Annotated in this window: 17 protein-coding genes and 1 tRNA gene; 8 read left to right on the forward strand and 10 right to left on the reverse strand. The window is 60.6% G+C overall.

Features of this window, described 5'->3' with window-relative positions:
- Positions 1–12: 12 nt before the first annotated feature.
- Positions 13–1,035: a DUF1559 family PulG-like putative transporter gene (locus tag SH292x_RS15075; RefSeq protein ID WP_442481838.1), complete on the reverse strand. Its 1,023-nt coding sequence runs from the start codon at positions 1,033–1,035 to the stop codon at positions 13–15.
- Between the two features lie 205 nt (positions 1,036–1,240).
- On the opposite strand from SH292x_RS15075, the gene SH292x_RS15080 reads away from it, so the two are divergent.
- Positions 1,241–1,314: transfer RNA gene (locus tag SH292x_RS15080), tRNA-Val, on the forward strand.
- 130 nt (positions 1,315–1,444) lie between these two features.
- Here the strand turns inward: SH292x_RS15080 and SH292x_RS15085 are convergent.
- The gene (locus SH292x_RS15085) at positions 1,445–6,256 is read right to left on the reverse strand and encodes a lamin tail domain-containing protein (protein WP_442481839.1); all 4,812 of its coding nucleotides are present in this window, start codon (positions 6,254–6,256) and stop codon (positions 1,445–1,447) included.
- 499 nt (positions 6,257–6,755) lie between these two features.
- Between SH292x_RS15085 and SH292x_RS15090 the strand changes: the two genes are divergently transcribed.
- Positions 6,756–8,249 (forward strand): ATP-dependent Clp protease proteolytic subunit, encoded by a 1,494-nt coding sequence (locus SH292x_RS15090; protein WP_442481840.1) that lies wholly within the window; start codon positions 6,756–6,758, stop codon positions 8,247–8,249.
- Positions 8,250–8,385: 136 nt separating this feature from the next.
- On the opposite strand, the gene SH292x_RS15095 is transcribed toward SH292x_RS15090, so the two are convergent.
- Positions 8,386–9,543 (reverse strand): GntR family transcriptional regulator, encoded by a 1,158-nt coding sequence (locus SH292x_RS15095; protein WP_442481841.1) that lies wholly within the window; start codon positions 9,541–9,543, stop codon positions 8,386–8,388.
- Positions 9,544–9,834: 291 nt separating this feature from the next.
- Between SH292x_RS15095 and SH292x_RS15100 the strand changes: the two genes are divergently transcribed.
- Both SH292x_RS15100 and SH292x_RS15105 read left to right on the forward strand, forming a co-directional pair.
- The gene (locus SH292x_RS15100; RefSeq protein ID WP_442481842.1) at positions 9,835–10,626 is read left to right on the forward strand and encodes an HpcH/HpaI aldolase family protein; all 792 of its coding nucleotides are present in this window, start codon (positions 9,835–9,837) and stop codon (positions 10,624–10,626) included.
- A 50-nt stretch (positions 10,627–10,676) separates the two neighbouring features.
- On the forward strand, positions 10,677–12,206 hold the full coding sequence (locus tag SH292x_RS15105; protein ID WP_442481843.1) for a sodium:solute symporter family transporter: 1,530 nt from the start codon (positions 10,677–10,679) through the stop codon (positions 12,204–12,206).
- On the opposite strand, the gene SH292x_RS15110 is transcribed toward SH292x_RS15105, so the two are convergent.
- Both SH292x_RS15110 and SH292x_RS15115 read right to left on the reverse strand, forming a co-directional pair.
- A complete protein-coding gene (locus SH292x_RS15110) occupies positions 12,203–14,734 on the reverse strand; it encodes a cytochrome c biogenesis protein CcdA (protein WP_442481844.1) in 2,532 nt (843 codons plus the stop codon). The genes SH292x_RS15105 and SH292x_RS15110 overlap by 4 nt on opposite strands.
- Positions 14,735–14,855: 121 nt before the next feature.
- On the reverse strand, positions 14,856–15,839 hold the full coding sequence (locus tag SH292x_RS15115; RefSeq protein ID WP_442481845.1) for a phosphotransferase enzyme family protein: 984 nt from the start codon (positions 15,837–15,839) through the stop codon (positions 14,856–14,858).
- 223 nt (positions 15,840–16,062) lie between these two features.
- On the opposite strand from SH292x_RS15115, the gene SH292x_RS15120 reads away from it, so the two are divergent.
- From SH292x_RS15120 to SH292x_RS15135, 4 genes are all read left to right on the forward strand, one after another.
- Positions 16,063–16,296 (forward strand): hypothetical protein, encoded by a 234-nt coding sequence (locus SH292x_RS15120; RefSeq protein WP_442481846.1) that lies wholly within the window; start codon positions 16,063–16,065, stop codon positions 16,294–16,296.
- Positions 16,297–17,062: 766 nt separating this feature from the next.
- The gene (locus tag SH292x_RS15125) at positions 17,063–19,810 is read left to right on the forward strand and encodes a zinc-dependent metalloprotease (protein ID WP_442481847.1); all 2,748 of its coding nucleotides are present in this window, start codon (positions 17,063–17,065) and stop codon (positions 19,808–19,810) included.
- Between the two features lie 263 nt (positions 19,811–20,073).
- On the forward strand, positions 20,074–20,421 hold the full coding sequence (locus tag SH292x_RS15130) for a P-II family nitrogen regulator (RefSeq protein WP_442481848.1): 348 nt from the start codon (positions 20,074–20,076) through the stop codon (positions 20,419–20,421).
- A gap of 4 nt (positions 20,422–20,425) precedes the next feature.
- The gene (locus SH292x_RS15135) at positions 20,426–20,773 is read left to right on the forward strand and encodes a hypothetical protein (protein ID WP_442481849.1); all 348 of its coding nucleotides are present in this window, start codon (positions 20,426–20,428) and stop codon (positions 20,771–20,773) included.
- Positions 20,774–20,937: 164 nt separating this feature from the next.
- Here SH292x_RS15135 and SH292x_RS15140 read toward each other — a convergent pair whose 3' ends face one another.
- The 5 genes from SH292x_RS15140 to dnaJ form a co-directional block, all read right to left on the reverse strand.
- Positions 20,938–22,008, reverse strand: coding sequence for a hypothetical protein (locus SH292x_RS15140; RefSeq protein WP_442481850.1), 1,071 nt, complete (start codon positions 22,006–22,008; stop codon positions 20,938–20,940).
- Between the two features lie 106 nt (positions 22,009–22,114).
- Positions 22,115–22,309 carry a DNA gyrase inhibitor YacG gene (locus SH292x_RS15145; protein WP_442481851.1) on the reverse strand — a complete coding sequence of 65 codons (195 nt, stop codon included), beginning with the start codon at positions 22,307–22,309 and terminating at the stop codon, positions 22,115–22,117.
- Positions 22,310–22,311: 2 nt separating this feature from the next.
- Positions 22,312–22,647 (reverse strand): FmdB family zinc ribbon protein, encoded by a 336-nt coding sequence (locus tag SH292x_RS15150; protein WP_442481852.1) that lies wholly within the window; start codon positions 22,645–22,647, stop codon positions 22,312–22,314.
- Between the two features lie 194 nt (positions 22,648–22,841).
- Positions 22,842–23,372 carry a nucleotide exchange factor GrpE gene (gene grpE, locus SH292x_RS15155; RefSeq protein WP_442481853.1) on the reverse strand — a complete coding sequence of 177 codons (531 nt, stop codon included), beginning with the start codon at positions 23,370–23,372 and terminating at the stop codon, positions 22,842–22,844.
- Between the two features lie 6 nt (positions 23,373–23,378).
- A complete protein-coding gene (gene dnaJ, locus SH292x_RS15160) occupies positions 23,379–24,506 on the reverse strand; it encodes a molecular chaperone DnaJ (protein ID WP_442481854.1) in 1,128 nt (375 codons plus the stop codon).
- Positions 24,507–24,524 lie beyond the last annotated feature (18 nt).

A 24,524-nucleotide genomic window follows, 5' to 3' on the forward strand; every position in this document is an offset into this window, starting at 1 on the left:
CGTGAGCGGGGCCTACTGCACGGGCACTGGGATCTCGCCCCCATCGCGCGTTGCCATACCGCGCCAAACGGCGAGGTCGATCTCGTCGGGAATCGACTGAACCGATCCATCGACCATTGCCACCGAAACGATGCCTGGATGGTAACTGCGCGAAGTAATCATGGCATAAGTTGGACTGCCTGCGTTGCCATTGCGACCCTCCTGCCACGAATTATAGTCGCCATCGACTTCGACACCATTGTAGTCGAACTTTACGTAAGTGTTTGGCGGCATCGTGGCCGTAATGCCCGTGTGATGGACACGCCCATCGGGCCATTCGGTGTGACCAGTGTCTTTTTTATCGTTCCCCGACGCGACCACCGCCTCAGCTGCTGCCACCGTGTTAGGGATCGTCGTGGTTCCCGGCCCCGCGTTTCGGTTGTAGTGCGTCCAAGCCTTCACTTCACCCGCGAGTAGCGTGTTGGAGGTTCCATCGGTAATTCGCCGGAGAGCAAGATTGCTATTCGGATAGAACACGCCGTCCCCTCCCTTGTTCGTCTTGGGATCGAACACAAACCAGGTTCCCATGTTGAACCCGTAGTTCGTCGCCCACAGCGTAGGTCTAGCATCGGTGAACACCCGAGGTTCGCTGCTACGCGAATCACTCGGGCACTGAAACGTCTCGATGCGAACGTTGTTGACAGCGGGCTGCTTGTCCCATCCCAACTCCAGGTTCACCAAATTTTGGAGCGAAGCCTCTTCAATGTACGGTAGGATGCGACCATGGACGCCCCAAGAACCATTGTTGTCAGCACTGGTTGAGGCCAGATCGATAACCGCGCTCGGCGGCAGCTTCTTATGGGCACTCTCGTGATTGAGCACGCCGAGGGCCAGCTGTTTCAGATGGTTCTTGCACTCCGTCCGCCGCGCGGCCTCTCGTGCCGCTTGCACCGCCGGGAGCAACAGGGCAACCAGGATACCAATGATCGCGATGACCACCAGGAGTTCAACAAGCGTAAAAGCCGACCGACGTACGTCGAGCAGGGGAACCGTCATAGAAATGGCCCAAATAGAGAGATGAATTGCCGCACCGCAATTCGTCACGGGCCTGATCGGACGAACTTCGGGCAAGTGTAGTCGGGCGGAAGGCGGAAGTCCAGCGAACCTTACTAGATTCCGCCCCCAAAACCCCACTGGCGGCGAGAAGGCGAATTGCTATATTAAAAGTCTCGGCCGCCGGCCCTCCGGCAGCCCCCCTCACGGGCGCGTAGCTCAGTTGGTTAGAGCGCTTGCTTGACATGCAAGAGGTCACAGATTCGAGTTCTGTCGTGCCCACTTCTTAACTCTTGGCCAGATAGTCACTTCTGGCCTCCCGCCGGGCGGTAATTGCCAAGGCTCCCGTTGGTTTAGAGTACACGCTAGACCCTTCCGCTTTGCCCCCCGGCCGCTCGATCTGGCGCTACGCTCAACCGAGTCCCCACGCCAGTTCCAGCTCACCTTCGACCGAATCGAAGGCTGCGTCATAGGCCTCCAGCGTTACAAGCTCATTTGCATCGACGGTGTCTTCGAGCAAATCTTCGTCAGCCAGATCCATCGCGGACGGATCGTCGAGTAGCAGCGTGCCATCCATGGTGCCGAACAACAACTCAAGCGCCGCGTCGGTGGTGTCTGTGGACGCTTCTGAGTCACGCTGTGCGATGTCGGGGCTGGGTGACGTAGCCGAGGCGATGAGACTACGCGTTGTTGTTGAAGCAGTCGGTGCGGGCTCGCTGATCTCCAGCGATTCGATGGCAGTCGGCGGCTCCACGTGAGATTCGGACACTACCGTGCTGGGTCGCTCGATTGTCGGCACAACATCGGTGTCGGCCACTACTGCATCGAGCGTATTGCGTGGAACGACGTAGCTCGCTGGAGGAGTCACCGCGCCCAGGTTGTCACGCCACACGGTGTAGTCGGCGAGATTGACTACGCCATCGCCGTTGGCGTCGCCGTGGGTCGAAAGGACGTCGATCGACATGCCGAAGTTCGACTTGAACACTGCATAGTCGGCCCCATCAACAGTGCGGTCGCGATTGAAGTCGGCGACGTTGTAACCCGCGGCATCGGCGGCGGGAGTTCCGTTGATCGCCACGCTCGGTCGCCAATTCGAGGCCGACGAGTAGTCGCCATCGGTGTCGACTACTTCCATCGACGAGCCATTGCCATCGGTCACGGCGTACCAGTCGTCGGAGTACTCGAAGTTCTGCACCTCGCTGAGGTCGCTCGCCAGGATGATCAACTGCTCGCCGCCGTTGCTCAAAGCACCGGTCCACTCGCCGACGATCGGAAGACCGTTGCCATAGCGCGACTTGAAGTTGCCCTGGTCCTCGACTACCAGCAAACGCTCGCCTGGAGCCAAGATGGTGCCCGCCGGGAACACGAACTGGATACCGCCCGCGATTTGGACGTTGCTCAGGTTGAGCGCGTCGGTCGTGCTCGTGTTGGTGAACTCGATGAATTCGAACTCTTCGCCATCGACCGGGTCTTCGCCAAGCAAAGGATCGCCGGCGGTCGGGTTGTAGTGCAACTCGGTGATGCGGAGGTGATCAACTACCAGCGCGCTCTCATCCGACGCCGTTGGGATGAACTCAATGGCGTCCGACCAGTGACTCCACCGTCCCGTGCTGTCCTGATACCGCACACGGGCGCGGAACTCACCACCGGCCTCAACGGCCCAGCTTGGTGGCTCGATGGTGGTGCTGTAGCTGGTCAACTCGCCGGAGGTCCAACTGGTGGTCCATTCGTCGAGGAACGTGGCGTTCGGATCGAGGCCGGCCGACACGCCCGTGACTTGGGCGATGCGCCACTCCATGGCCTGGAACGTGCCATTGCCCTGCGGATCGGCGAACGCCGATGCCTGGAACGCCAGTTCGTTCGCCGCCAGCGTGGGGGCGCCAACGTAGGTGATCACTGGCTTGTTGGGGATCAGCGCCTCTTCGCCGGACGCGGACAGCAGCGCGTCGAGGTACGCGGCGCGACCACCCACTCCAACGCTGCCGCCGGGCCAGTTGCCGCCGACGAACGCGAAATTCATCATGTCTTCGATGAGATTCGAAATCGACGAGGCCCCTGCCCCGCCGAGCCCATCGTAGTTGCCCGCGGCATCGGGTGCCCCCTGCCAACGTGCGCGGTCGGCTGCTTCGAGTGGCAACAGCGTTGATGCCAGCTCTTCGATCATGCCGCGAAGCTGGTCGGGCTGCCAAATCAAGTCGCGGAGTTCGCGGAGCGTGTTGTAGTACTCGGGCTTGATCAGCGAATCGCGGTACGGCACGTTGTTGTTATAGAACAACGCGTCGTACACCACATCCTCGCCAGCGTTCCACGTCGGGCCCCACGTGGCGTCGGTGTCCCATGGCAACAACCACAGCTTGCCAAGATAGTCGTTCTCGGCCGTGTACTCGGGCTCGAAGTAGTACACCATGTTCTTGTTAGCAGTTGGCCAGTAGTCGTAGTGACGCACGGCTTCGGCCAAGGCGTGGAAGACGAAGTATTTCTCGAGATTCACACGGGCTTCGATGTCGGTGCTAGCGCGAGTCAGCAGGTTCTCGATGTAGTCGTGGTCCGAACCATCGTTCACCGCGTTGGGTGCCTGGTAGTCCTGCTGACGGAGGGCATCCTGCGACTGGTTCACCAGCTTGTAGAGGTTTCCTTCCTCCAGGCCATGAGCGTCGAGGAATCGCTTGTCGTAATCCTCCAGCGCGAAGTTGATTCCCCAGAAGTCGCCGTTGTACTGATCGGGTGCTTCGGCCGCATTGTCGATCACGCGGAACTGGAACCAATGCGTATCGACCGCCGGCACGCCCATCATGTTGTACAGTTTGAGCGTAATCGCTTCGTTCAGGCTGTACGTCAAGGTACTGTGATTATCGAATCCCTTGCCGGTTGTCAGCGTCTTCCATTGCTCGGGGTACGCATTGCCTTCCTGGTCGAGCGGTTCGAACCAGTTGCCATCGTTGAAGCGGAATCGCATGCTCCGCTTCCCTTCGCCGTAGTAGCGACCATTCGCTCCGCGCAGGCGATAATGAATGTTGTCGTACACCTTGCCGTTGTAGACGATCGTGCCCGACCAGTTCCACGCGAAGCGGGCTTCGGTTCCTTGTGCGATTTGGTCGTCAGGATCGTAGGCGATGGCGTCCGCCAGGTCCCCTTCGCGGGTCAGCAGGTGGTAGGTCGGCATCGACGCCAAGGCTTCGGCGCCCGCGAGCACGTTGCTCAGGTTATCGGTGTACTCTGGAACGCCGTCGTACACGAAGTAAGCAAAGTTCAGCGAGAAGTCGTCCTCGTAGGGAGCCACTGCGCTGGCGCCCAAGGTGTCCGCGACTTCGATGCGATAACGAACCAGCGTGCGATGCGTCTGGGCGGGAATGGTCGCCGTGTAGATGCCATCGCCCGCCACCGCGTCGCCGCCGGTGCCGTTGTCGACCATCGTGATGGTGACCCAGTTCGCCGGGTCGAAGTACTCGGGATTCGGCGTCGGCAGGAGCTCGGGGTCGGCCAGCAGATCATTCTTCGACACCGGCAGACCCGCCGGGATGTACTCTCCCGGCAGCACGATCTGGTACTGCAACTCCACCGAAGCGACGCCCTTGGGGTCGCTCACCTCGGCGGTGATCACGCCCGACGACGAAGATGTGGAGCCACCGTCAGTGCTCACCGACTCGATGACCGGTGCGGCATTCGCGGCGAAGGAGTTGTTCTGTGCACCCGGCGTCGCCTTCGGCACCTCGACATTGATCGTCACCTTGCGAATGGTGGTGCCATCCTCGTTGGTGGCCACCAGCGTGTACGTGGTCGACTGCGTCGGCGAGACCACGACTTGCGTCTGCCCGGTCACGGTGCCGACGTTCGGCGTGATGACGATGGTGTCCGCGCCATTCACGCTCCACGACAGCGTCACCGACTGCCCTTGCGTGATGTCGGTGTCGTTGGCGTTGAACGAATTGATCTCGGGCCCTACTGCCACCGCGTCGGGACCCGCCGTATAGCTGGCGGCCAGTTCGCTCGCCGACAGCACGCGGTTGTAGATGCGGAACTCGTTGTGGCGACCGTCGAACAGCGGGTCGTTGAACTGCGACCGACCCAGCCAGTTGTTGAGGTCTTCGAGGTCCGCCAATTCGATCAGCGTGGGACTCGACCCCACCGCTTGGCCGTTGACGTACAGCGTCTGCGTGTTGGCGGTGCTGTCCCACACTACCGCCACGTGGTACTCCACGTTTTCGTCGAGAGCCTGTGTCCAATCGACGAAGCTCTCCGCCGCCGTGTTGCCGTTGCGGTGCGTAATACGGAGGTCACCCGTACCCGCCTGAGGAATAAGAGTGATGTACTCCTGGTTGATCGCGCCGTTCGATTGGTTCTCGCCACCGTCGCTGCGGCCGAACGAGAAGATTTCGGACCAGGTGCGATTGCGAGTGACGGTGCCCCACCACTCAAACGTCGCATCGCCCCCGAGGTCCGAGATAATGTTGTTTGGCAGGTCGACGTACGCACCCGAGTTCTGACTCGACGTTTGGCCGTTATTCGCGGACACATCGAGGCGGCCATTCTGGAAGAACGCGTTATTGTTGGGATTCACCAGCACGCCATTAGCGCCGCTTACCGAGTCCACCAGGTTGCCGTTGAAGCTCCAGCGGTGAGCCAGGTCGTACAGCGCGCTGTCGCCGGTGATGGGGGGATCGTCGTCGGGCGAGGCGAACAGGGGCTCGATGTACGACGGTCGCCAGTTGCTGCCTAGATTGTTGTCGAGGTTCGGGTTGATCAGCTCCATCGACGCCCCCGCGCCGTCCGAGGCGATCGGCCAGGGGAAGCTCGTGGCGTACTCGACCTCGTCGATCACGTTCCCCAGCGCATCGGAAATCGCGACTCTTTCGCCGCCGTTGCTCAGCCCGCCGGTGAACTGCCCCACCGCGACGACGCCAAACTTCGAAAGCAATGTCGCGGGGTCCTGAGCCACCACCACGTAGCCATTCGCCGGAATCGAAGTCCCGGGGGCGAAGGTGAACTCCACGCCATCCGAAAACTTCCAGCCCGAGATATTCACCGGCGAGCCAGCCGTGTTGTGGAGTTCGACGAACTCCTCGAAGCTGGTGTTATCGTCCGCGTTGTAGTGGATCTCGTTGATCACCACCGCCAGCATCTGCCGGCTTTCGAGCGACTCGAAACGCAACTTCCGCTTCGCCTTGCCGCGCAGCCCGAGCGCACGAAGAAGCTTCGACCGACGACCCGATCCTGATACCGCCATGTTCGCCTGTTCCTGTCCGAACTCTAAACAAGATGCGGGGGTGATTTCCCGCGAAAAGAGAGCGAACCGGGCCGCAAGAACGTCGCCAGAACGACCTTCGCCACCGCCCAGCCCAACAGGCACGCCAAGCCCAACCGCCTCGCGCGACCACCACTTTGCTATCCCCGGGCGCCGGGCGTTGTGGAACAGAATTCCATGAATCCGCGGGATTTCGCGGTGGCCGGAGGTTCGGGGTACCGCAGATCGCCCGCTACGGGACCTTGAGCCCCCCGACCCCTGCAACCGCTTGGCCCCCGCCGCCATCCCCTCAATCCGCCCGAATCCTTACATTTTTCCCTTGTTGCAAAACCTTTTAGCACTTTAACTAGTAGTAATAGCAACGCGGCGGCCCCCACGGCCGCGGCGGCCCGTTGCACCCCTGATTCGCGGCGTCGCGTTGGCCCTGGGGACCAGCGACCCCGCCCTGCCCAAGAACGTGTATTTTTAAGGAGATTTGTCGATGCTGCTTAGGTACGTAGCCCCGCTGGTCGCTGGCCTTTATTTGGCCGCCCCCGGCTTCGCCGACACCGCGAGCCCCGCCGCCACCCTGCCCCCGACCGGCGTCGCCGCCGACCTGCCGGACGAAGTCGAACGCCAGATCGACGAGCAAACCGAGCACCTGCCGGACGAAGTTCGCGAAAAGATCCGCGAGAAGATCAAAGAGGCCGCCGAAGCGAAGCTAGCCGAGATGGAGAAGGCCAAGGAAGAATCCGGCTCGACCGAGGAATCCTCGGACGAACCCAAGGAAGAGGCCGCCGAAGGCGAAGCCAAGACCGAAGAAGGCAAAGAGGAAGAGAAGAAGGAAGAGGCCGCTCCCGATCCTAAGTCGGAAGAAGCCAAGAAGATGCGCGAAGAAGAGGAGCTGAACGAAGCTCGCTTCAAGCACAAGATTGCCCAGTACAAGCACGAGCTCGAAGCCCAGCGTCTGGCGATCGAGAAGAATAAGATCGACATGGAGCTCGAAGCTCAGCGCATCGCCGCCCAGAGTGCCGCCATGGTTCGCGAGCGCGATCGCATGAAGCTCGAATCGGAGGTCATGAAGCTGGAGCGCGAACTGGAAATCCAGAAGCTCGATGGCGACCTCGCCAAGCTGATCGCCGAGAAGAAGAAGATCGAGACGGAGTTTGAAGTCGAAGACGTCAAGGAAAAGCTCGAAGACCGCGTGATCGGCGAAGAGCAGTATCCGGACGAGCCCTTCAAAGACGGTGTGCTCAACATCAGCACGCGCCGGATTGAGCTCAATGGCCCTATTATGGGCGGGGCCGCCGACTACGTCTGCCAGCGGCTCGACTACTACAACAACCACTCGGACAAGCCGATCTTTCTGGTCATCGACAACTGCCCCGGCGGTTCGGTGATGGAAGGCATGCACATCCTGCAGGCCATCAAGGAAAGCAAGGCTCCCGTGCACGTCGTGGTGAAGCGTTTCGCAGCCAGCATGGCCGCAATTATCGCCACGCTGTCCGAGCACTCCTACTGCTATCCCAACGCCATCATCCTGCACCACCAAGCCAGCACCACCTTCAGCGGTAACGGCCGGTTGCTCGAAGACCAGATGAAGATGTTCAAGGAGATTTCCGACCGCGTAATCGGCGAAGTCGCTGCCAAGATTGGCACGACCGAAGAAGAGTTCGTCAAGGAAATGTACGAGAACCGCTCGTCCGGCGACTGGGACCTGTTTGGCGACGAAGCCGTCAAGCGTAAGTGGATTGGCAACGTCGTGACACTGGTTCGCGAAGAAGCCATCCGCACTCGCCCCACCGGCCAGCGGAGCACCGCCTCGTTCATCATGCTCGGTAGCAAGGACCAACCCGAGTCCACCGGCTACCTCGAACGCTACGAAGCCCCGCTTCGCGAAGAGGTCGACGCCCAAGGCCGTGCCTTCGTCCGCCTCCCGAGCGGCGGTCCGTTCGATGCCTGGCTGCTCTACAACCCCAATGGTTACTATCGCTAAGCCGATAGAGCCTTAATTCGAAACGCGACGGGGCAGGTGCCAAAACACCTGCCCCGTTTTCGTTGAGTTGTCGAGAACCCACTGGCAACCTGTGGGAGGGGTCTCCGACCCCGATAGCCGAGGAGCCAAGCGCCCATTACCGAGGCGCATCCGCCAGCGTCTCACCCACTCGCTCCTGCGTGGCGAACAGGAACTCCGCCGTATCGTCGATCGCACGCAGGCCCGCTCGCATCTCGTGCAGCAGCTCCGCGGCTTTCTTACCCAGCCCCTGCTCGTCGACCACGATGCCCGAGATCTTCGCCCCCAGCCCATGTTGCTCCCACGCGCCACCGAAGCGAAGCAGCGACACATCCTGGGGCACACGGAACCCTAAATCACGCAGGTGCAAATAAGTCACTTCGGCATCGGGCGTGTTATGGCAGAAGATCGCGGTCGGTGGTTGGCTGCCGCTCATCAACGAGGCCACTTCCTGGCGTATCGCGCGGGCACACACCTCCGCCGACTCGAGGGTGATCTGACCATAGGACGCGGTCGCTACGTGCGAGTCGTCGAGACCGTCGGCCGCAAACACTTCACGAAGTCCGTTAAGGCGATCCAGCGACATCGCGTACTCGTGCGAGTAGATCATCGCAACATGGCGGTGGTGGTGCCTCCGCAGTATCTGGCCAACAAGCCTCCCCTGCTCCACGCCCGAGAAAATGATGGCAGGAGCCGAAACACCCTCGATCGATCGATGGCACAGCACTACAGGTATCCTATTACGCTGCAATTGGCGAATCTGGTACGCGGGCGTCGTCGGCCAAGTCACCGGCACCATCGCCACACCGCCGATCCGCTCGTCGATTAGTTGCAACACGATGTCCCCCTGCTTGGCCACATCGTTCATCGAGTTGGCCACCACCGTCTGATACTGGTCGGCGGAACAGGCGAGCTCAAACCCCAGCAGTAGCGAGGGGTAATCCCCCTGCCGTAAATCAGGCGCGATCAGCGCGAACGAGTCGAGTTGTTCCCCCTTTCGCTTCCCAATGGATTCGGCGACGAACGTACCACGTCCCTGAACCCGCTCGATCAAGCCTTCCGACTCCAGCCGAGCGAGCGCCTGCCGCACCGTGTTCCGCGAGAACCCCAACCACTCGACCATCTGCAGCTCCGTCGGCAGCGGCTCGCCCGCTTTCGCCCCTCCCGAGCGAATGTGCGCGACCAGGGCCTCGTAAGCCTGCTGGTACTTGGGCCGCGCAGCCACGGCGGCGGCCTCGATGGTCAAATCGGGTTTAGGGGGATGCGGGGTCGTCATCGGGCCTTCCCTCTCCAAGCCGGGCCGTGAACCGCGGTCAACCGCAACCCATCACCTATAGGGATGACTGCCGGAACCGCGTAGGCACAAATATAGCACCTTTTCTTGCCGCAATCCAGCAGAACAGCCTTCATTTCGGAGCAAATATTCCTAAAATGTTCCATGAAAGGCCTTGAAATCACTCACATTGTTTGGTACAAATACCTACACAACGGAACACCACTAAGTTACCCCCCGCCCACCCCGTGGGCTGCCACACGATTGACCCCCAACGCCGGCCGAAGGATTCCCATGCGCGAAAGTGTCGTAAAGAAGAAGCTAGCAGCGAACGAACCAGTGCTGGTGATGACGCTCCACTTCAACGATCCAGCCGGCTACGAGATGAGCAGCCTCATGGGCTTCGATGCCTTGTGGGTCGACCTGGAACATCACGCCCATAGCTTGGAGACCGCGCAGGCGCTCATGCGAGCCGCACGCGTGGGCAGCTCCGACATCATCGCCCGTCCGGCGAAGGGCGAATTCATGCGGCTCGGTCGTCTGCTGGAAGCAGGAGCGCAAGGGATTATCTATCCTCGCTGCGAGAATGCCGCGGAAGCACGCGAGCTGGTGAAATGGGCCAAGTTCCCACCGCTGGGCGAGCGCGGGCTTGATAGCGGCAACCCGGACAACCCTTACTGCTCGGTCCCGGTCGCCCAGTACACGCCACTGGCCAACGCGAATACCTTTCTCCTTGCCATGATCGAGGAAGAAGCCGTAGTCGATCGCGCTGAGGAAATCCTGGCCGTCGATGGAATCGATGCCGTGTTCCTCGGCACGGGCGATTTCTCGTCGCTCGGCGGTTATCCCGGGCAGATGAATCACCCCAAGATCGAGCTCGCCATGGAGCGCATCGCCCAAGCCGCCAGAAACACCGGCAAGCACTGGGGCCGCCCCGCCAGCTCCGCCGCCGACGCCACAAGGTTCGTCGAAATGGGTGCCCGCATCATCGCGCATTCCAGCGATCTTTTAATCCTCAAGCAGGGCCTTGAGTCGGTTCAGCAGCAGTTCCGCTCCGCGGGATTTCAGTTCAACAATCGACTGTAGCATCGTGCTCACGGGATGCCTCTCTTCCAGCCTCTCTTCACGCGTCCACTATGAAACCGCTCGACTGGATCGTTATCGCGCTCTATTTCTCGGCGATGCTGGGCATTGGTGCGTACTACGCGCTGCGCAATCGCAGCCGAGAAGACTACCTGCTCGGCGGCCGCACCATGGGCGCGACCTCGGTAGGCCTCTCGCTATTCGCCACCCTTTTCAGCACCAACAGTTACCTCGCCTTCCCCGCCGACACGATCATCAACGGCCCCATCACCTCGGCGATGATATTAGCCTATCCGCTAGTCTACTTCATCGTCGGGTACGGCATTATTCCTCAGTTCATGCGGCTGAAGGTGACGAGTGCGTACGAGATATTGGAAAAGCGATTCGGGATCGGCGTTCGAATGCTCGGATCGTTCACGTTCCTATCCCTTCGCGTCTTGTGGATGGGAACCATCATCTACGCGACCACCGACAAGGTTATTGTGCCGCTGCTTGGGTTACCACGAGAGTATAGCCCCCACTTCTGCATCGGTCTTAGCATCATCACCATCATTTACACCGCGATGGGAGGCCTCAAAGCCGTTGTTATCACCGATGCCGTGCAATCGATCTTGTTGCTTGCCGGTGCGGTACTCACGCTATTAGTCGCGTCGTACTACATGGGCGGCTTCAGTGCCGTATGGAATGCACAAACACCGCCACAATGGGCATCGCTCGACTTTTCGCTCGATCTGAGCGTACGAGCCACCGTCACGCTCGTCATGATCTCCCAGCTGACCTGGTGGATCTGCACCTGCGGCTCCGATCAAATGGCGGTTCAACGATACCTGGCAACCCGCGACCTGCCCACGGCGCGCAAGATGTTTGGCATCTCGCTTATTTCCAGCGCCGCGACCATCGGTACGTTAGTGCTAGTCGGCTTGGCTCTCAGCGCCTACTATCGCTCCTATCCCGACCAGCTCAAGTCCTACGGTATCGACACGACCGAGGGTGCCAATATTGCCTTCTCGCAATTCATTGTGCACGGCTTGCCTCCAGGGATCACCGGGGCCGTCATCGCTGGACTCATGGCCGCGGCCATGTCGAGTTTGTCGTCTGGTTACAACTCTAGTAGCTTGGTGCTCGCCGTCGACTTCATCGACCGATTCTTTGGCAAGGCGAAATCCGAGCACGGCAACTTGGTGCGCACTCAAGTGCTCACTGCCCTGGTGGGCGCGGCGACCATCGCCGTGAGTTTGCTAGTTGCTCAGAGGGGCAAAGACGCGAATTTGTTCGAGCTGGTGATTACCAACTCCAACGTCTTCGTTGCCCCGCTGTTCCTGCTGTTCTTCATGGCCACGTTCGTGCCGTGGGCGACCAGGCTGGGCGTTTGGAGCGGGTTCGCGGCATCCACGTTCATCGCCGTGCGACTCGGCTTTTACAGCGACTTCGGCTTCGGACTCTGGCACCAGGAGCATTCCCTGACGTTCTGGATGATGCCCGTGTCACTGCTCGTAGGGATCGTGGTGGGATGCCTCGCGAGCTTGGTTCCCCTCTCGAAACCTTGCCCGATGCTGGAAACCTTACCCACGGAGGCCGCCTAACGAACTTCCGCCAACGTACGGCTGGCCTGAGCCGGAGCTTCGAGCTGCTTCAACGCGAAGTCGCGATGAGGATTCCCCTCCACCGCCCCCGCCGCCGCCAGCGCCTGAAGCACCTGCGTCTCCGTCACCACGTCACGCAGCACAATTACCTCGTCCGGTCGCCCGGCGGGATAAATGGCAAGCAGCGGAATGCTGCGACTGCGAAGCTTCAGCAGGATGTCCTTGATGTTCGGATCGCGATCCGTCCAGTCGGCTTTGAGGGCGTGGACGTTGTTCTCCCTGACCACTTCTTTAACGGACGCCACATCGAGTGCGTTTCGCAGGTTTACCTGGCAGGTCAAACACCAATTGGCTGTGAACTCGAGCATCACCACGTTGCCACTTTCACGCGACTCGGCGAACTGGGTGTCATCGAAGGGTTTCCAAGGAAGCTCGTGCTTGCTCTCAGGACCGAAACCAACAAAGCCCACGAGCGCCGCGACCGCCAAACCACTAAGCCAAGATCCCCACTTACTTCCCGCAGATGCCGTTATGGAAAGTCGGCCGCCGAGCCAGCACGCGAACCAGAGGGCGACCAAGAGCGCCATGGTGGGGATGAAGTACTGTTCGCTGATTGTTGAAAGCAAATAGACAACTGTGCCCAAGAGAACGAACGCCATGAACTGCTTGAACGTGTCCATCCACATGCCAGGCTTGGGGATCCACTGGACCAGCGACGGGAACGCCCCGATCAACAGATACGGCAGCGACATACCAAGGCCGACGCAGAAGAAAATCAGGTACGTGATGCCCAGCGGCTGCCCGATGGTGAAACCGAACACGGGTCCCAGGAACGGGCCGCTACACGGCGTGGCGAGGATGGTGGTGAGCATGCCTTTAAAGAACGCTCCGCCGTAACCTTCGCGCGACGCAATCTGCGCCGCTGCCGACGAACCGGCGAAGCCGGGAAGCGGAATCTCCCACACACCAAGGAAACTAAGCGCCATCACAAAGACGAGCGCCGTCATTGCGACCTTGAACCACGTCAGCGTGTTGAGCTCGCCCCACCCGTAGTCGCCGGTCGAAAGCCCGAGTTGCGTCAGCGAAGCAAGAGTCGCCAGCAGCAAGAACACCGCCATCACACCCGCCACGTACACGAGGTTGAGCGAGAACACCCGAAAACGACTCTCACCACCCTGCCGAGCAAACGACATCACCTTGAGCCCAATCACAGGGAGCACGCATGGCATAAGATTCAAAATCAAACCACCAACGAGCGCCGCTCCCAGCATGCCGATTAGGCCCAGCTTGCGCTGCACGTCGGAACTACCGAATTCGATGATCCGCAGGTTGTCGGAACCGGGCGAGGCGACTTGCAGCTTGTCGGCGATCAGCTTCGAGGCTTCGAGGGCATTGTTGTACGTGGACGGCTCGAACGAAACGGTGCCGGGCGTATCGCTGCTCGTGTCGCCCACCTTGATGGTGGTCGAGAATTGAGCGCCCTTGGCGAGCTCGCAACTTCCGAGGCCCTGCTCGTTCGCTTCGCACGCTTGGTAGCCGATGAATCCAGCGAGCTTGTACTCGCCCGGTTTAAGTTCGGTCACCGCGTCGATCGGAACCACCCAGGCCGCCTTGTCCTCGTGGTAACGCATCAGTCCAAACCCCGCGACGGGGCTCGGCTTCTCAATCAGTTCGCCGCGGCGTTCGGGTTGGAAGAACACAAAACCATCGGCGGGCTTCGGGGCGATGAGCGTCGGCAAGTTGCCTTTACTCGTCTGCGATTTCTCGTAGGCGTTGACGTGCCAGTGCTCCGGGAGCTCGGCACGCAGGTACAAATTCACCCGCTCGCCCGGCTTGATGCTCGAGCGATCAAGCCAACCGTACCAAGTGACCACCGAACCCTCGGCGTGGTACACGCCCGCTTCGCTCGGCGCTTCGGGGACCGTCGGGGCGGCGGGAGTGGTTGGCTTGGGTGCTTGGGTTTGGACGTTGGTCGGCTTGGCGACTTCGATGGGGCCGATCTCAACTCCCTTGCCCTGCTTGGCGACGAAGTCGACGTCGATCGGCATGCACGAGTCCTTGCACGCTTGAATGGAAGCCGTGCCCGTGACCTTGGCCGTGGCCACGTCGACTCCGGCCGCGAATTCAATCGGCAAGTACCAGGTGACCTTGTTGTCGTGCTCTTCGAGCTTCAGCCCCGGCCAGGTCTTCGGGTCGGTACGAGTGTGCGGCTCGGGGAACGCGCGCCAGTCGCCGATTGGTTTGTAGTCTTTCGATTCGCTCAGCTTGAGCACCGCAGCGAGCGGCCCCCCCTTGGGCTGCGTCAGCGAGTAGACGTGCCAGCCCGGTTCAATCGTCGCCGTGAGCATCAGCACGGCGGGGCGATCGGCAGTGGCGGGCGTGAACTCGGCGGCGAATGTCACGGGATCGCCCCCCATTCCGCCATCGAATCCCCCCAGGTCGAGACCGTCGAGGAAGTCCTGCGAGCGAGCCGGCGAAGCGAACAGGAGTCCGACAACGAGCACCATCAACCAGCGTGAGCAACGCATATTCATAAGGAAGCAAGTTCTGGGAATCTGGGCGGGAGGGAAAAACCCGGCGGGGGGAAGGACAATCAATTCTAGCGGGCGAGCGCTGTCGAGAAAACATCGACCCCACGCCCAAATGGGGTTACGGAGGAACGCTGCGTGCCAGCAGTTCGGTAAGCCGGCGGTGAAAATGGTGTAATCGACGATGGGCTTCGGCGGGATTCGGGAACTCCCTATGTTCCACCCCGAGCCATCGGAGCCAGTTGCCAAGCGATACGAGAGTGCCCACATCCACCAAGTGGCGAATGAACTCGCGGTCGGCAGCCAAAAGCGGGCGCACGCGGGCGTAGGAATCGAGGCCCGCTTGCCACCAATCTGGGTGGTCGGTGATCGCGCTGCCGAGGAGCCTAGCGAGATCGGCAAGTGGCGTATCGACGCGAACCGTGGCGAAATCGACCAAACCAACCACGCGGTCGCCGGCAAACAGAAAGTTGTTATGCCACGCATCGCCCCAAATCCATTGCCGCGAGGTCAAAGGGTTTTGGAATTGGACGGCTTGCGCCTGAACCAGCGACACGCCCCGTCGCAGCGAGCTTGAAATATTAGCGGGAAGATCAAGTTGCTCATGATTCACCACGAAGTCGCCCGCGTCGAGCGACTTGGCCAACTCCGCAAGTTGGGCCTCTCGCTGCTCCAAGTGAACCAGTCGTTGAGCAACCGCCAACTTCGCACCTTCCAAATGAAGCAAGGCCAGTGACTCGCACATGGATTCCACGCGTTCGCGAGATGGACACTGCTCGAAATCGGATTCGCCGGAAAGCCACGGAGAGAGTTGCCAATAACCATCTTGGAACTGGACCAGCGTTTCGAACTCGATCGAAGGGATGGGTGGCGGGACACACAGTTTTTTCGACTGAGCCAAGTGCTGCACGAATCGCGTTGTTGCCTTCGCTTGCGCGAGTTGGTCCTTGCTCCAGCCTCGAAGTGCGTACGCCTCGCCACCGCTTGCAATTCGAAAAAGCGGGTCGTCGCTCAGCCTGCGAGCGGTGACAGGCTCGATCGAAGCCATCGCCGAAACAACGGCAGGCCACGAACGATGGGCGAGTTGGAGGAGAGCGTCGGACACGAAAGCTCTGTGTGTTCGTTGAATGAAACTGAAAACGTAACGACGCGACCGGGGCCCGTTAGGGCCGTGGTGATTCCGAAGTTGATTTCCTAAGAGTAAAGTCCCACTTTTACGACTTTCTCACTGGGTGCGACTTTACTCTTTTGGAGAAAACTGGCGGAACTGCAAAGCGTCGTAATTTCTCGGGTGAAATCATCGTTCATGGGATCTCGCGAAAAGAGTAATGTCGCAGGGGTTCACCGCAGGTGCGACTTTACTAACGGTGAGTCGCGTAGGCCGAGTCAAGCTCCGCGCCGACCCGGCGCTTGGCGTGTTGGATTTGTGGTCGCTTATGCAAGTCGCTCCCGCGAAGGCGAAAGCGTGTAGCATGGCCGCCCTCGGCCGTGTGTCGCGAGCGAGTGACATGCAGGACATGGCCGGGGCGGCCATGCTACGGGGCGTGTTCTGGATGGCTTAGTTTCTCCTTTTTTTACGCGTCCATTGCCGGGTCGGCGCTCCGCTTGATCCGGCCTACATGCGAAATTAGAACATGGGCGCGAGTACTTTCTAGTCCCTTTTTGGAACGTTTGTACATTTTCTCAAGATTTCTAAAAGGGTTCAGGAATCCGGGAAGAAATCGGAAAAGAGCGACCTAAACCCCGCAGCCACGGAGTGGCGACAGCGCATAGCCTGGGGCGCGAGCCCCAGGGGGTGGGGTCTGGTATGTCCCCAGCCGCGGAGCGGCGGCAGCGGGTCACAGTCAATGAGAAACTACGCGACCGAGCAATGGATCCCGGCGGCGAGTTCGGATTCGCTCTGCTCGATGGCGGAGATTCGCTGTCGCCGCTCCGCGGCTTTCAACTAGGTGGGGCATGTGGTCCCGGGGCTACGCGCTACCGCCGCTCCGCGGCTTATGGCAGAGGGTCCTTGCCGCCGAGGAATAGTGAAGTTCGCGAGCAGGATGCTTACGCCACGTAGAAAAATGGCACCATCCACTCGCAGTGAGGGCCCCCTCACCCTAGCCCTCTCCCCCATCCGTTCGCGAGTGTGCGTTAACGAATGGCCGGTCTGGTGCGCGAACGGACTGGGGGAGAGGGGACAACAGGGGCCCCGAAAAAGTTTCGACAACGGCACCCCTGTAAGCTATATTCTGGGGGCTCCCTATTGCCCGCCTGATCTGCACGAACGGCAGATTCCCACCCGCGGGTGCCACCTTCGGTACTCCTTCCTTCGAGGCTACTCAAGTGCACAATCTTCGTATTCCCGTTTGGCTATTGGCGTTTAGTGTGTTGACCTTAGGGAGTTTCGCGCGGGGAGACGAAGCGAAGGAAGAACCAAAGGGCGAGCAGGCTGCTGCGGCGACGGCCGACGAGGTTTCGGCGCCGGCGGACGGGGCGGCTGGTGGTGCGCCGGGGGCGGCCGCGGCGGCACAGAAAGCCGCCGAGCCGAAGTTTCCGCCTTATGACAAAGTGCTCAAGGACACCAAGTCGAAGTCGGGCCTCCTCACTTTGCACCAAGGAGAGACGAAGTTGTTCGTCGAACTGAAACCCGACGACTTCAATCAAGATTTCTTCGTGCTCATCACCATTGCCAAAGGCATTGGTCAGCGGCCACTGCTCGGCGGTTATAGCTGGGGCTTTGGCGACGACTGGGTTTGGCAGTTTCGGCGCGTTGGCGATCAAGTTCAAATCGTGCGTCGCAATGTTCGATTCACTGCCGATAGTGGCAGCCCCGCCAAGCGTGCGGTCGAACTTGCCTACACCGACAGCGTGCTATTTAGTCTGCCGATCGCCACAACAGGCCCCAATGGTACGGTGGTCGTTGATCTGACGCCGGTACTGCTGAGCGATTTGCCACAGATCAGCCAGGTGCTGCGTGGATTCCAGTTCGCCGCGAACAAGAGCAACTGGGCCGGCATCGAAGCGCATCCGAAGAACGTCGAAGTACAAGTCGCCGCGACTTACGCGTCGGGTGGAGAGTCGACCATGGACACGGTGGCTGACTCGCGTGGCGTGACGGTGAACGTGCACTACTCGATTAGCAAACTGCCGCAGACGAACTACAAGCCACGCCTCGCGGACGACCGAGTGGGTTACTTCCTGACAGTGGTCAAGGACTTTTCGACCGCCGAGACCGAAGATCGGTTTGTGCGTTATATCAATCGCTGGAACCTCGAGAAGAGCGACCCCGAGGCGGAGAAGTCGCCGCCGAAGGAGCCGATTGTGTTCTGGCTCGAGAAGACGATTCCGTTTAAGTACCGCAAGCCGATCCGCGACGGTATTGAAGAGTGGAACAAAGCGTTTGAAAAGGCCGGCTACTACAACGCGGTGGAGGTTCGTCAGCAGCCCGACGACGCGACCTGGGAGCCGGGGGATGTGCGTTACAACACGTTCCGCTGGATTACCGCGGGGGCAGGCTTCGCGATGGGCCCGTCGCGGGTGAATCCCAACACGGGACAGATTCTCGACGCCGACATTATCTTCGACGCCGACTTCCTGCAGTTCTGGAAGCAGGAATACGAAACGTTCACGCCCGACTCGATCGCCGCGCTCACTGGCGGGCCACTCGAAATCGAGGCGTATCGCCGGGCTCAATTGATGCAGCCGAACATGCCGCACGCTGGTCATCACGCGGGCTGCATGTGCAACTTGCTGGGTGGCATGTCGCATCAACTCGCACTCGGTGCGACGGTCGCTGCGACCCGTACGCGTAGTGCGGCCGACATGGACAAGATGATTTTGCAGGGCCTGAAAGAAGTGGCGATGCACGAAGTGGGCCACACGCTCGGCCTGCGTCACAACTTCAAGGCGAGCACCCTGTACTCGATCAAGGACATCAACGATCCGGAGAAGACTTCGAAGACAGGCCTCACGGCGTCGGTGATGGACTACGCCCCCGCGAACATCGCGCCGGCGAGCGAAAAGCAGGGCGACTACTATTCCACGACCATTGGCCCCTACGACTACTGGGCCATTGAGTACGGCTACACGCCGATCAAGGCCGCAAAGCCTCAGGACGAACTCAAAGAACTTGGCAAGATCGCGGCCCGCAGCGGCGAGGCGGAACTTGCCTTCTCGACCGATGAGAACACCCGCGGGATCGACCCCGATCCGCACAGCAATCGCTTCGACTTCTCGAACGACCTAGTGGAGTACGCGAAGCGCGAGGCACAGCTCGTCAGCGAAACGATGCCCACCATTGCCGACTCGCTGGTCGAGGATGGCGAAGGGTATGAGCGGGCTCGGCGTGCGTTTGGCGTGCTGCTGTCGACGCACGGCAAGGCGATGTTCATGGTGTCGCGTTACGTCGGTGGCGTGCACGTGAATCGCAGCCACAAGGGAGACAAGGACGCGCCGGAGCCGTTCGAAGTGGTGCCGGCCAAGAAGCAGCGCGAGGCGCTGGAGCTGGTGTGCGACCAAATGTTTACGGCCACGCCGTTCAACTTCCCACCCGAGCTCTATAACAAGCTGGCCGCCTCGAAGTGGAGCCACTGGGGCGTCGAGGACATGGAGCGTCACGACTACCCCGCGCATCAGACGATTCTCCTCTGGCAGCAACGGGTGCTCGAGCAGCTGCTGTCGAACCTGACTCTGATGCGGATTCACGACTCGGAATTGAAGCAGTCGGCGGACGAAGACGCGTTTACGACCGCCGAGTTGCTAACAACGCTCACCGATTCGATGTTCGCTGAGCTGGTTGCCGAAAGCAAAGAGGATAGCGAGTACACGCTGCGTCAGCCGGCGATTGCGAGCCTCCGGCGTAACGTGCAGCGGGCGTATCTCGACCGTTTGAGCCAGTTGGCCCTGGGAGCGGGTGCTCCGGAGGATTGCCAGACGATGGCCTACAGCGAGCTCGGCCGGCTCAAGAAGATGATCGACGAGTACCTGAAGGAGTCGGGCGATTCGCTCGACCGGTATACCCAGGCCCATCTGGAGGAGACTTCGGCCCGGATCGAGAAGGTGATGGATGCCCGGTTTGTGGCGCAGCCTTAAGACCTTCCGCGAACACAACTTAATGCGTTATGATCAACGTTCGCCCTTCTTGAGAAATCAAGCAGGGCGAACGTTTTGCTTTTTCGATTCGAAACGTGTGCGAGGGTCACCCCCTCACCCTAACCCTCTCCCCCATCGTTTCGCAGTCACACGCGATAGTTGATTGACGCGGAAACGAAGCGAAACGACGGGGGAGAGGGAACAAGATTGGGGATCGTCTACGCGCATACACTAGCGAATCTCTCCAGGCGGAGGACAAGCGGATGAAACTAATATGGGCGGTCATTCAACCGACGAAGTTGGCGTCGGTCGAGAAGGCACTCGTAAACATCGGCGTGACGCGGATGACGGTGCTCGACGCGATGGGGTACGCGCGGCAGCGCGGGCACATCGAGACCTATCGCGGGCATGAGTACGAGACCAACCTGCTCCGCAAGGTGCAGCTCGAGATCGCCGTGAACGACGACTTCGTCGACAAGACGATCGCCTGCCTGGAAGACCACGCGCGAAGTAGCGTCGAAGGCTACATCGGCGATGGCAAGGTGTTTGTCGTGCCGATGGAGCGGGCCATCCAGATCAGCGATGGCCAAGCCGGCCCGGGAGCCATCTAGTACCATGCTGCTCGCCATTACTAACGACCTGATGGCCACCGCGCCGATCGAACACGCCGCGAGACAGCTCGCCCTCCCCTGCCGTGCAGTCGCGGTCGGACGGCTCGCGGGACTCGAACTTCCAGCGCCCGTAAGTGTCGCGGTGCTCGATCTCAATGGAGTCGACGACGTGGCCGCGGCGGTCGCGGCGATTCGCGAAGCCGCCGGTGCCGAAGTGCCGATCATAGCGTTCGGTCCGCATGTGCACGAAGCGAAGCTTCAAGCAGCGAGCGACGCTGGCTGCACCAAGGTGCTCACTCGAGGGCAGTTTCACCGGGATATGGCGAAGGTGATCTCTGAGGTTCTCGGTTGAAGAATTAGTCGCGGATGCGCGAGGATCTGAGCAGATTGGCGCGAATTCAGTTCTTTAACCCGGAACGAGAGACCTTAGCAAATATTCCTTGCACAATTGACTTCAATCAGGCCTTATCCGCGTACATCCGTTGCGATCTGCGAAGATCCGCGACTAATTCTTCTTCACGCCGCGTCGGATTGGTCGTCGAACTCAGGCACGCCCGTGGGGCCATCGCGAAGCGTTGGGATACCACCATCGAACTCCGCAGGGTCGATGAACACTTCATCGACATGCACGCCATCGACGTCTTGGCGGCGTAGCAAGTAGAGCGCGGCACCCGAGGTCCACACCAGCGCGGTGAGGTAGACGACGATGAGCGAGAGTGCCGCGGCGTTCCACCACGCGATGGTCGTGAGCGCCCACGGATTGTCGGGCGAACCAGCGGCGAACTCCGAGACTTGATCGACGGCAATCATGAAACCCGTTGCAACGCCCGCCGACGCGGCGGCGACCACGCCAAGCACCGCGGCGTAGCCCACAAGCCTAAGTGGCTTTTGATAGAGGTAGGCAAACATTCGGCTCACGGCGTCGAACGAGTCGCTGCCATCCACGGCGGCGGCGGCCCACACGAACGGCCAACCCGCGAGTGCCGCCACGCCGTACAGCGTCGCGACGATTGCAACCACGATCACGATAGGCCAAATCACCGCGATGCCGGTGGCGAGCCACGAGACTTCCATGGCCAGACGCACAACGAGCAGCGGAAGCGCCATTGCCGCGAGGCCTGTAAGGAGCAAAACGGGACCACCAAAGAACCCGGCCCGTTGTTGCCAGGTGTATCGCAGCGCCGCTTCGAGGTTCGGGTCTTCGTCGCGCGTCAGGGAGAGTGCAGCAATGCGGACAATCGCGCCGCCTACAAATCCCCACACGGCGAGTCGCGCGAGGCATGCGAGAACACTGGAGAGCAGATCGTCGTTCTGCACGATGTCGACGAACGGACCGACGAAGTCGCGAGCCATGTGCTCGACCGTCGCGAGCGCCGTCCGCACGAACCCACCCCCCGCATCAATAGCATCGACCAACGGTTCGGTTGGCGTGTACCCCACCAGCGCGTCCAAAAGCCACACGGCGATCACGCCCGCCGCGGCGAGCAGCATCACGCGACCACGCAGCGCGATGGCGGGAGCCTTGAGGAGCAGGAGCCACGACCAAGCGGGGGCTCGATAATTCGACGACGGTGTATCTTGAGGCATGCGGTTCCTCCGCTCTTTACTGCGACAGCATTCCTTGCTGCAAACCAATAGCTCGTGAGTATATCGCCGCCGCAGCCGACCGCCTACGTTGAAACGATGCTAGCACTCACTGTTCGCTGTCATCGTCGTCGCCGCCGAACGATTCGGGCGTTTCGTCGGCTTCGGGGTCGGGGACCGACGGCAAGCCGAAGTCCTCGCCCAGCCAGCGGCCCAGGTCGATGAGCCGGCAACGCTCGCAGCAGAACGGCAAAGCGTCGGACTGCGGAGGGTCAAAGTTCTTCTTGCAGGTGGGGCAGACCACGGTTAGTCCTTCTTCTTGGACTTGGGTTTGCTCTTCGAGCCGGTGGAGTCGGACGAGGATTTGGCCTCGGACTTTGACTCCGACTTTTTCGAGTCGCCCCCCGAGTCGCCGGACTGCGACTTCTTGTCCTTCTCGGCGGCCTTCTTATAAGAGTCGCTGCGGTAGTCGGTCTCGTAGAAGCCCGAGCCCTTGAACACGACCGCCGCGCCGGTGCCAAACAGCCGGCGAAGCTTCAGCTTGCCACACTCGGGGCACTTGCGCTTGAGCGGCTCGGAGATGGACTGAAACAGCTCAAACTCATGCTCACACGCATCGCAGACGTAATCGTAAGTCGGCATTGTTGATCGGAACTCCAAAAATGCATGAACCACGGAGTTCACAGAGAACGCAGAGGAGAAGATTCGGGAACACTAATCTGCGCTAATAAACGCTAATCGGATATTCGTGAAGATTAGCGTGGATTAGTGTTCCAACCATCTCTGTGAGCTCTGTGATCTCCGTGGTTATTCCGTAAGCCTGTGTTGGATGATTGTTAAGCGATGTTTCCGTTGCCCGTGGGGCCGGCGGAGACGATTACTTGGGCGGCGCGGACCACGCGGTCGTGGAGTTGGTAGCCGGCTTGCGCGACCATGATGATCTGGCCGGCGGGAACATCGGCCGAGGGTTGTTGCAGGATCGCCTGGTGCAGGTCGGGGTCGAACATTTGGCCTTCGGCGGGTATCTCTTTGCAACCATGCTGAGCGAGCGCGGTGACCAATTGCTGGCGGACGAGCTTGAAGCCCTCGACCAGCGTCGCCACCTCAGGACTATTACCAGCGGCGCCGATCGCGCGGTCGATGTTGTCGACGGCCGGCAGGATGTCGCGCATCAGGTCGATGCTCGCGTACTGACGAAGGTCGGCCATCTCGCGGGCCTGGCGGCCACGGAGATTTTGAATCTCGGCTTGCAGGCGGAGATTCTGGTCTTGCTTCGAAGCGAGTTCGGCCTGGAGGTCCATGCCGCCGTTGTCGCCGGCGTCGAGCAGTTCGTCCGAATCTTCTACCAAGTTATCTTCGTTAGCCATGACGGTTTAATCCTTATCCGATTCGTCGCTGGCGGTGAAGTACTCCGCCAGTTGTTTGAAGAACGACTTACGCTGCGGGGCAACGTGCTTGTGTTCGAGCTCGGCCAGTTGGCGCAGCAGTTGTTGTTCTTCTTTCGATAGTTTCGTCGGTACCTCGATGGTCACTTGCACCAACAGGTCGCCCAGCCCGTGCGAACGCGGATCGGGCATGCCTCGGCCACCCAGGCGGAATACGTCGCCCGACTGCGTGCCGGCTGGCACCTTCACCTCGCCGCGGCCGTTGAGCGTGGGAACCTCCAGCGTACACCCGAGGGCAGCCTGGGCGTAAGTGATCGGCACCCTGCACACGAGGTGCTGGCCCTGCCGCTCGAACAGTGGATGACTGAGAACCGAGATAAAACAATAACAATCGCCGGGGGGACCGCCGGACGCGCTGGGCTCGCCCTCGCCGGAGATGCGAACCCGCATGCCATCGTCGACGCCAGCGGGAATCTGAACCTCGGTAACCACGCGGCGGAGGCGTTGGCCCTTGCCGCGACACGTGCGGCAAGGATCTTTGATCTTTGAGCCTGCGCCGCCGCACGCAGGGCAAGTGGTTTGTACGCGAACGATGCCGGCAGACTGAATCACGCGGCCGTGGCCGGCGCAGTAGGCACACGTTTCGCGCGAGCTACCCGCCGCGGCGCCAGAGCCTTTGCAGTCTTCACAGGTCTCGTGACGCTGAAACTCGACGGTCTTGCTGCAACCCTCGGCCGCTTCGTGAAGCGTAAGCGTCACGTCGCAGCGGACGTCGCGACCAGCACGAGCCCGCCGACCGCCACCGCCCCCGCCGAAGATGTCACCAAAGATATCGCCGAACGCGCTGAAGATATCGCCGACGTCGCCGAAGTGAGCCCCGCCATTGCCATTCACACCGGCGTGGCCGTACTGGTCGTAGCGGGACCGTTTGTGCGAGTCATGCAGTACCTCGAACGCCTCGCTGCACTCCTTGAAGCGAGCGATGGCTTCTTCGTCCCCCGGGTTCTTGTCGGGGTGGTACTTGATCGCGAGCTTCCGATAGGCCGTAGCGATATCGCCCTCGGACGCAGTGCGTTCGATGCCCAGGACTTCGTAATAACAGCGTTGGGTGGGCATGGATGAAGTGGCCATGAG

Source organism: Aeoliella fuhlenseeensis (assembly GCF_052161615.1).
In the GTDB taxonomy this organism is placed as follows: Bacteria; Planctomycetota; Planctomycetia; order Pirellulales; family Lacipirellulaceae; genus Aeoliella.

What these genes read in the sequence shown, in the direction of transcription:
- dnaJ (WP_442481854.1), bottom strand. Translation starts at nt 24,506, where the DNA reads ATGCCCACCCAACGCTGTTATTACGAAGTCCTGGGCATCGAACGCACT.
- SH292x_RS15150 (WP_442481852.1), bottom strand. Translation starts at nt 22,647, where the DNA reads ATGCCGACTTACGATTACGTCTGCGATGCGTGTGAGCATGAGTTTGAG.
- grpE (WP_442481853.1), bottom strand. Translation starts at nt 23,372, where the DNA reads ATGGCTAACGAAGATAACTTGGTAGAAGATTCGGACGAACTGCTCGAC.
- SH292x_RS15110 (WP_442481844.1), bottom strand. Translation starts at nt 14,734, where the DNA reads ATGCGTTGCTCACGCTGGTTGATGGTGCTCGTTGTCGGACTCCTGTTC.
- SH292x_RS15135 (WP_442481849.1), top strand. Translation starts at nt 20,426, where the DNA reads ATGCTGCTCGCCATTACTAACGACCTGATGGCCACCGCGCCGATCGAA.
- SH292x_RS15120 (WP_442481846.1), top strand. Translation starts at nt 16,063, where the DNA reads ATGTCGCAGGGGTTCACCGCAGGTGCGACTTTACTAACGGTGAGTCGC.
- SH292x_RS15130 (WP_442481848.1), top strand. Translation starts at nt 20,074, where the DNA reads ATGAAACTAATATGGGCGGTCATTCAACCGACGAAGTTGGCGTCGGTC.
- SH292x_RS15075 (WP_442481838.1), bottom strand. Translation starts at nt 1,035, where the DNA reads ATGACGGTTCCCCTGCTCGACGTACGTCGGTCGGCTTTTACGCTTGTT.
- SH292x_RS15140 (WP_442481850.1), bottom strand. Translation starts at nt 22,008, where the DNA reads ATGCCTCAAGATACACCGTCGTCGAATTATCGAGCCCCCGCTTGGTCG.
- SH292x_RS15095 (WP_442481841.1), bottom strand. Translation starts at nt 9,543, where the DNA reads ATGACGACCCCGCATCCCCCTAAACCCGATTTGACCATCGAGGCCGCC.
- SH292x_RS15090 (WP_442481840.1), top strand. Translation starts at nt 6,756, where the DNA reads ATGCTGCTTAGGTACGTAGCCCCGCTGGTCGCTGGCCTTTATTTGGCC.
- SH292x_RS15105 (WP_442481843.1), top strand. Translation starts at nt 10,677, where the DNA reads ATGAAACCGCTCGACTGGATCGTTATCGCGCTCTATTTCTCGGCGATG.
- SH292x_RS15100 (WP_442481842.1), top strand. Translation starts at nt 9,835, where the DNA reads ATGCGCGAAAGTGTCGTAAAGAAGAAGCTAGCAGCGAACGAACCAGTG.
- SH292x_RS15085 (WP_442481839.1), bottom strand. Translation starts at nt 6,256, where the DNA reads ATGGCGGTATCAGGATCGGGTCGTCGGTCGAAGCTTCTTCGTGCGCTC.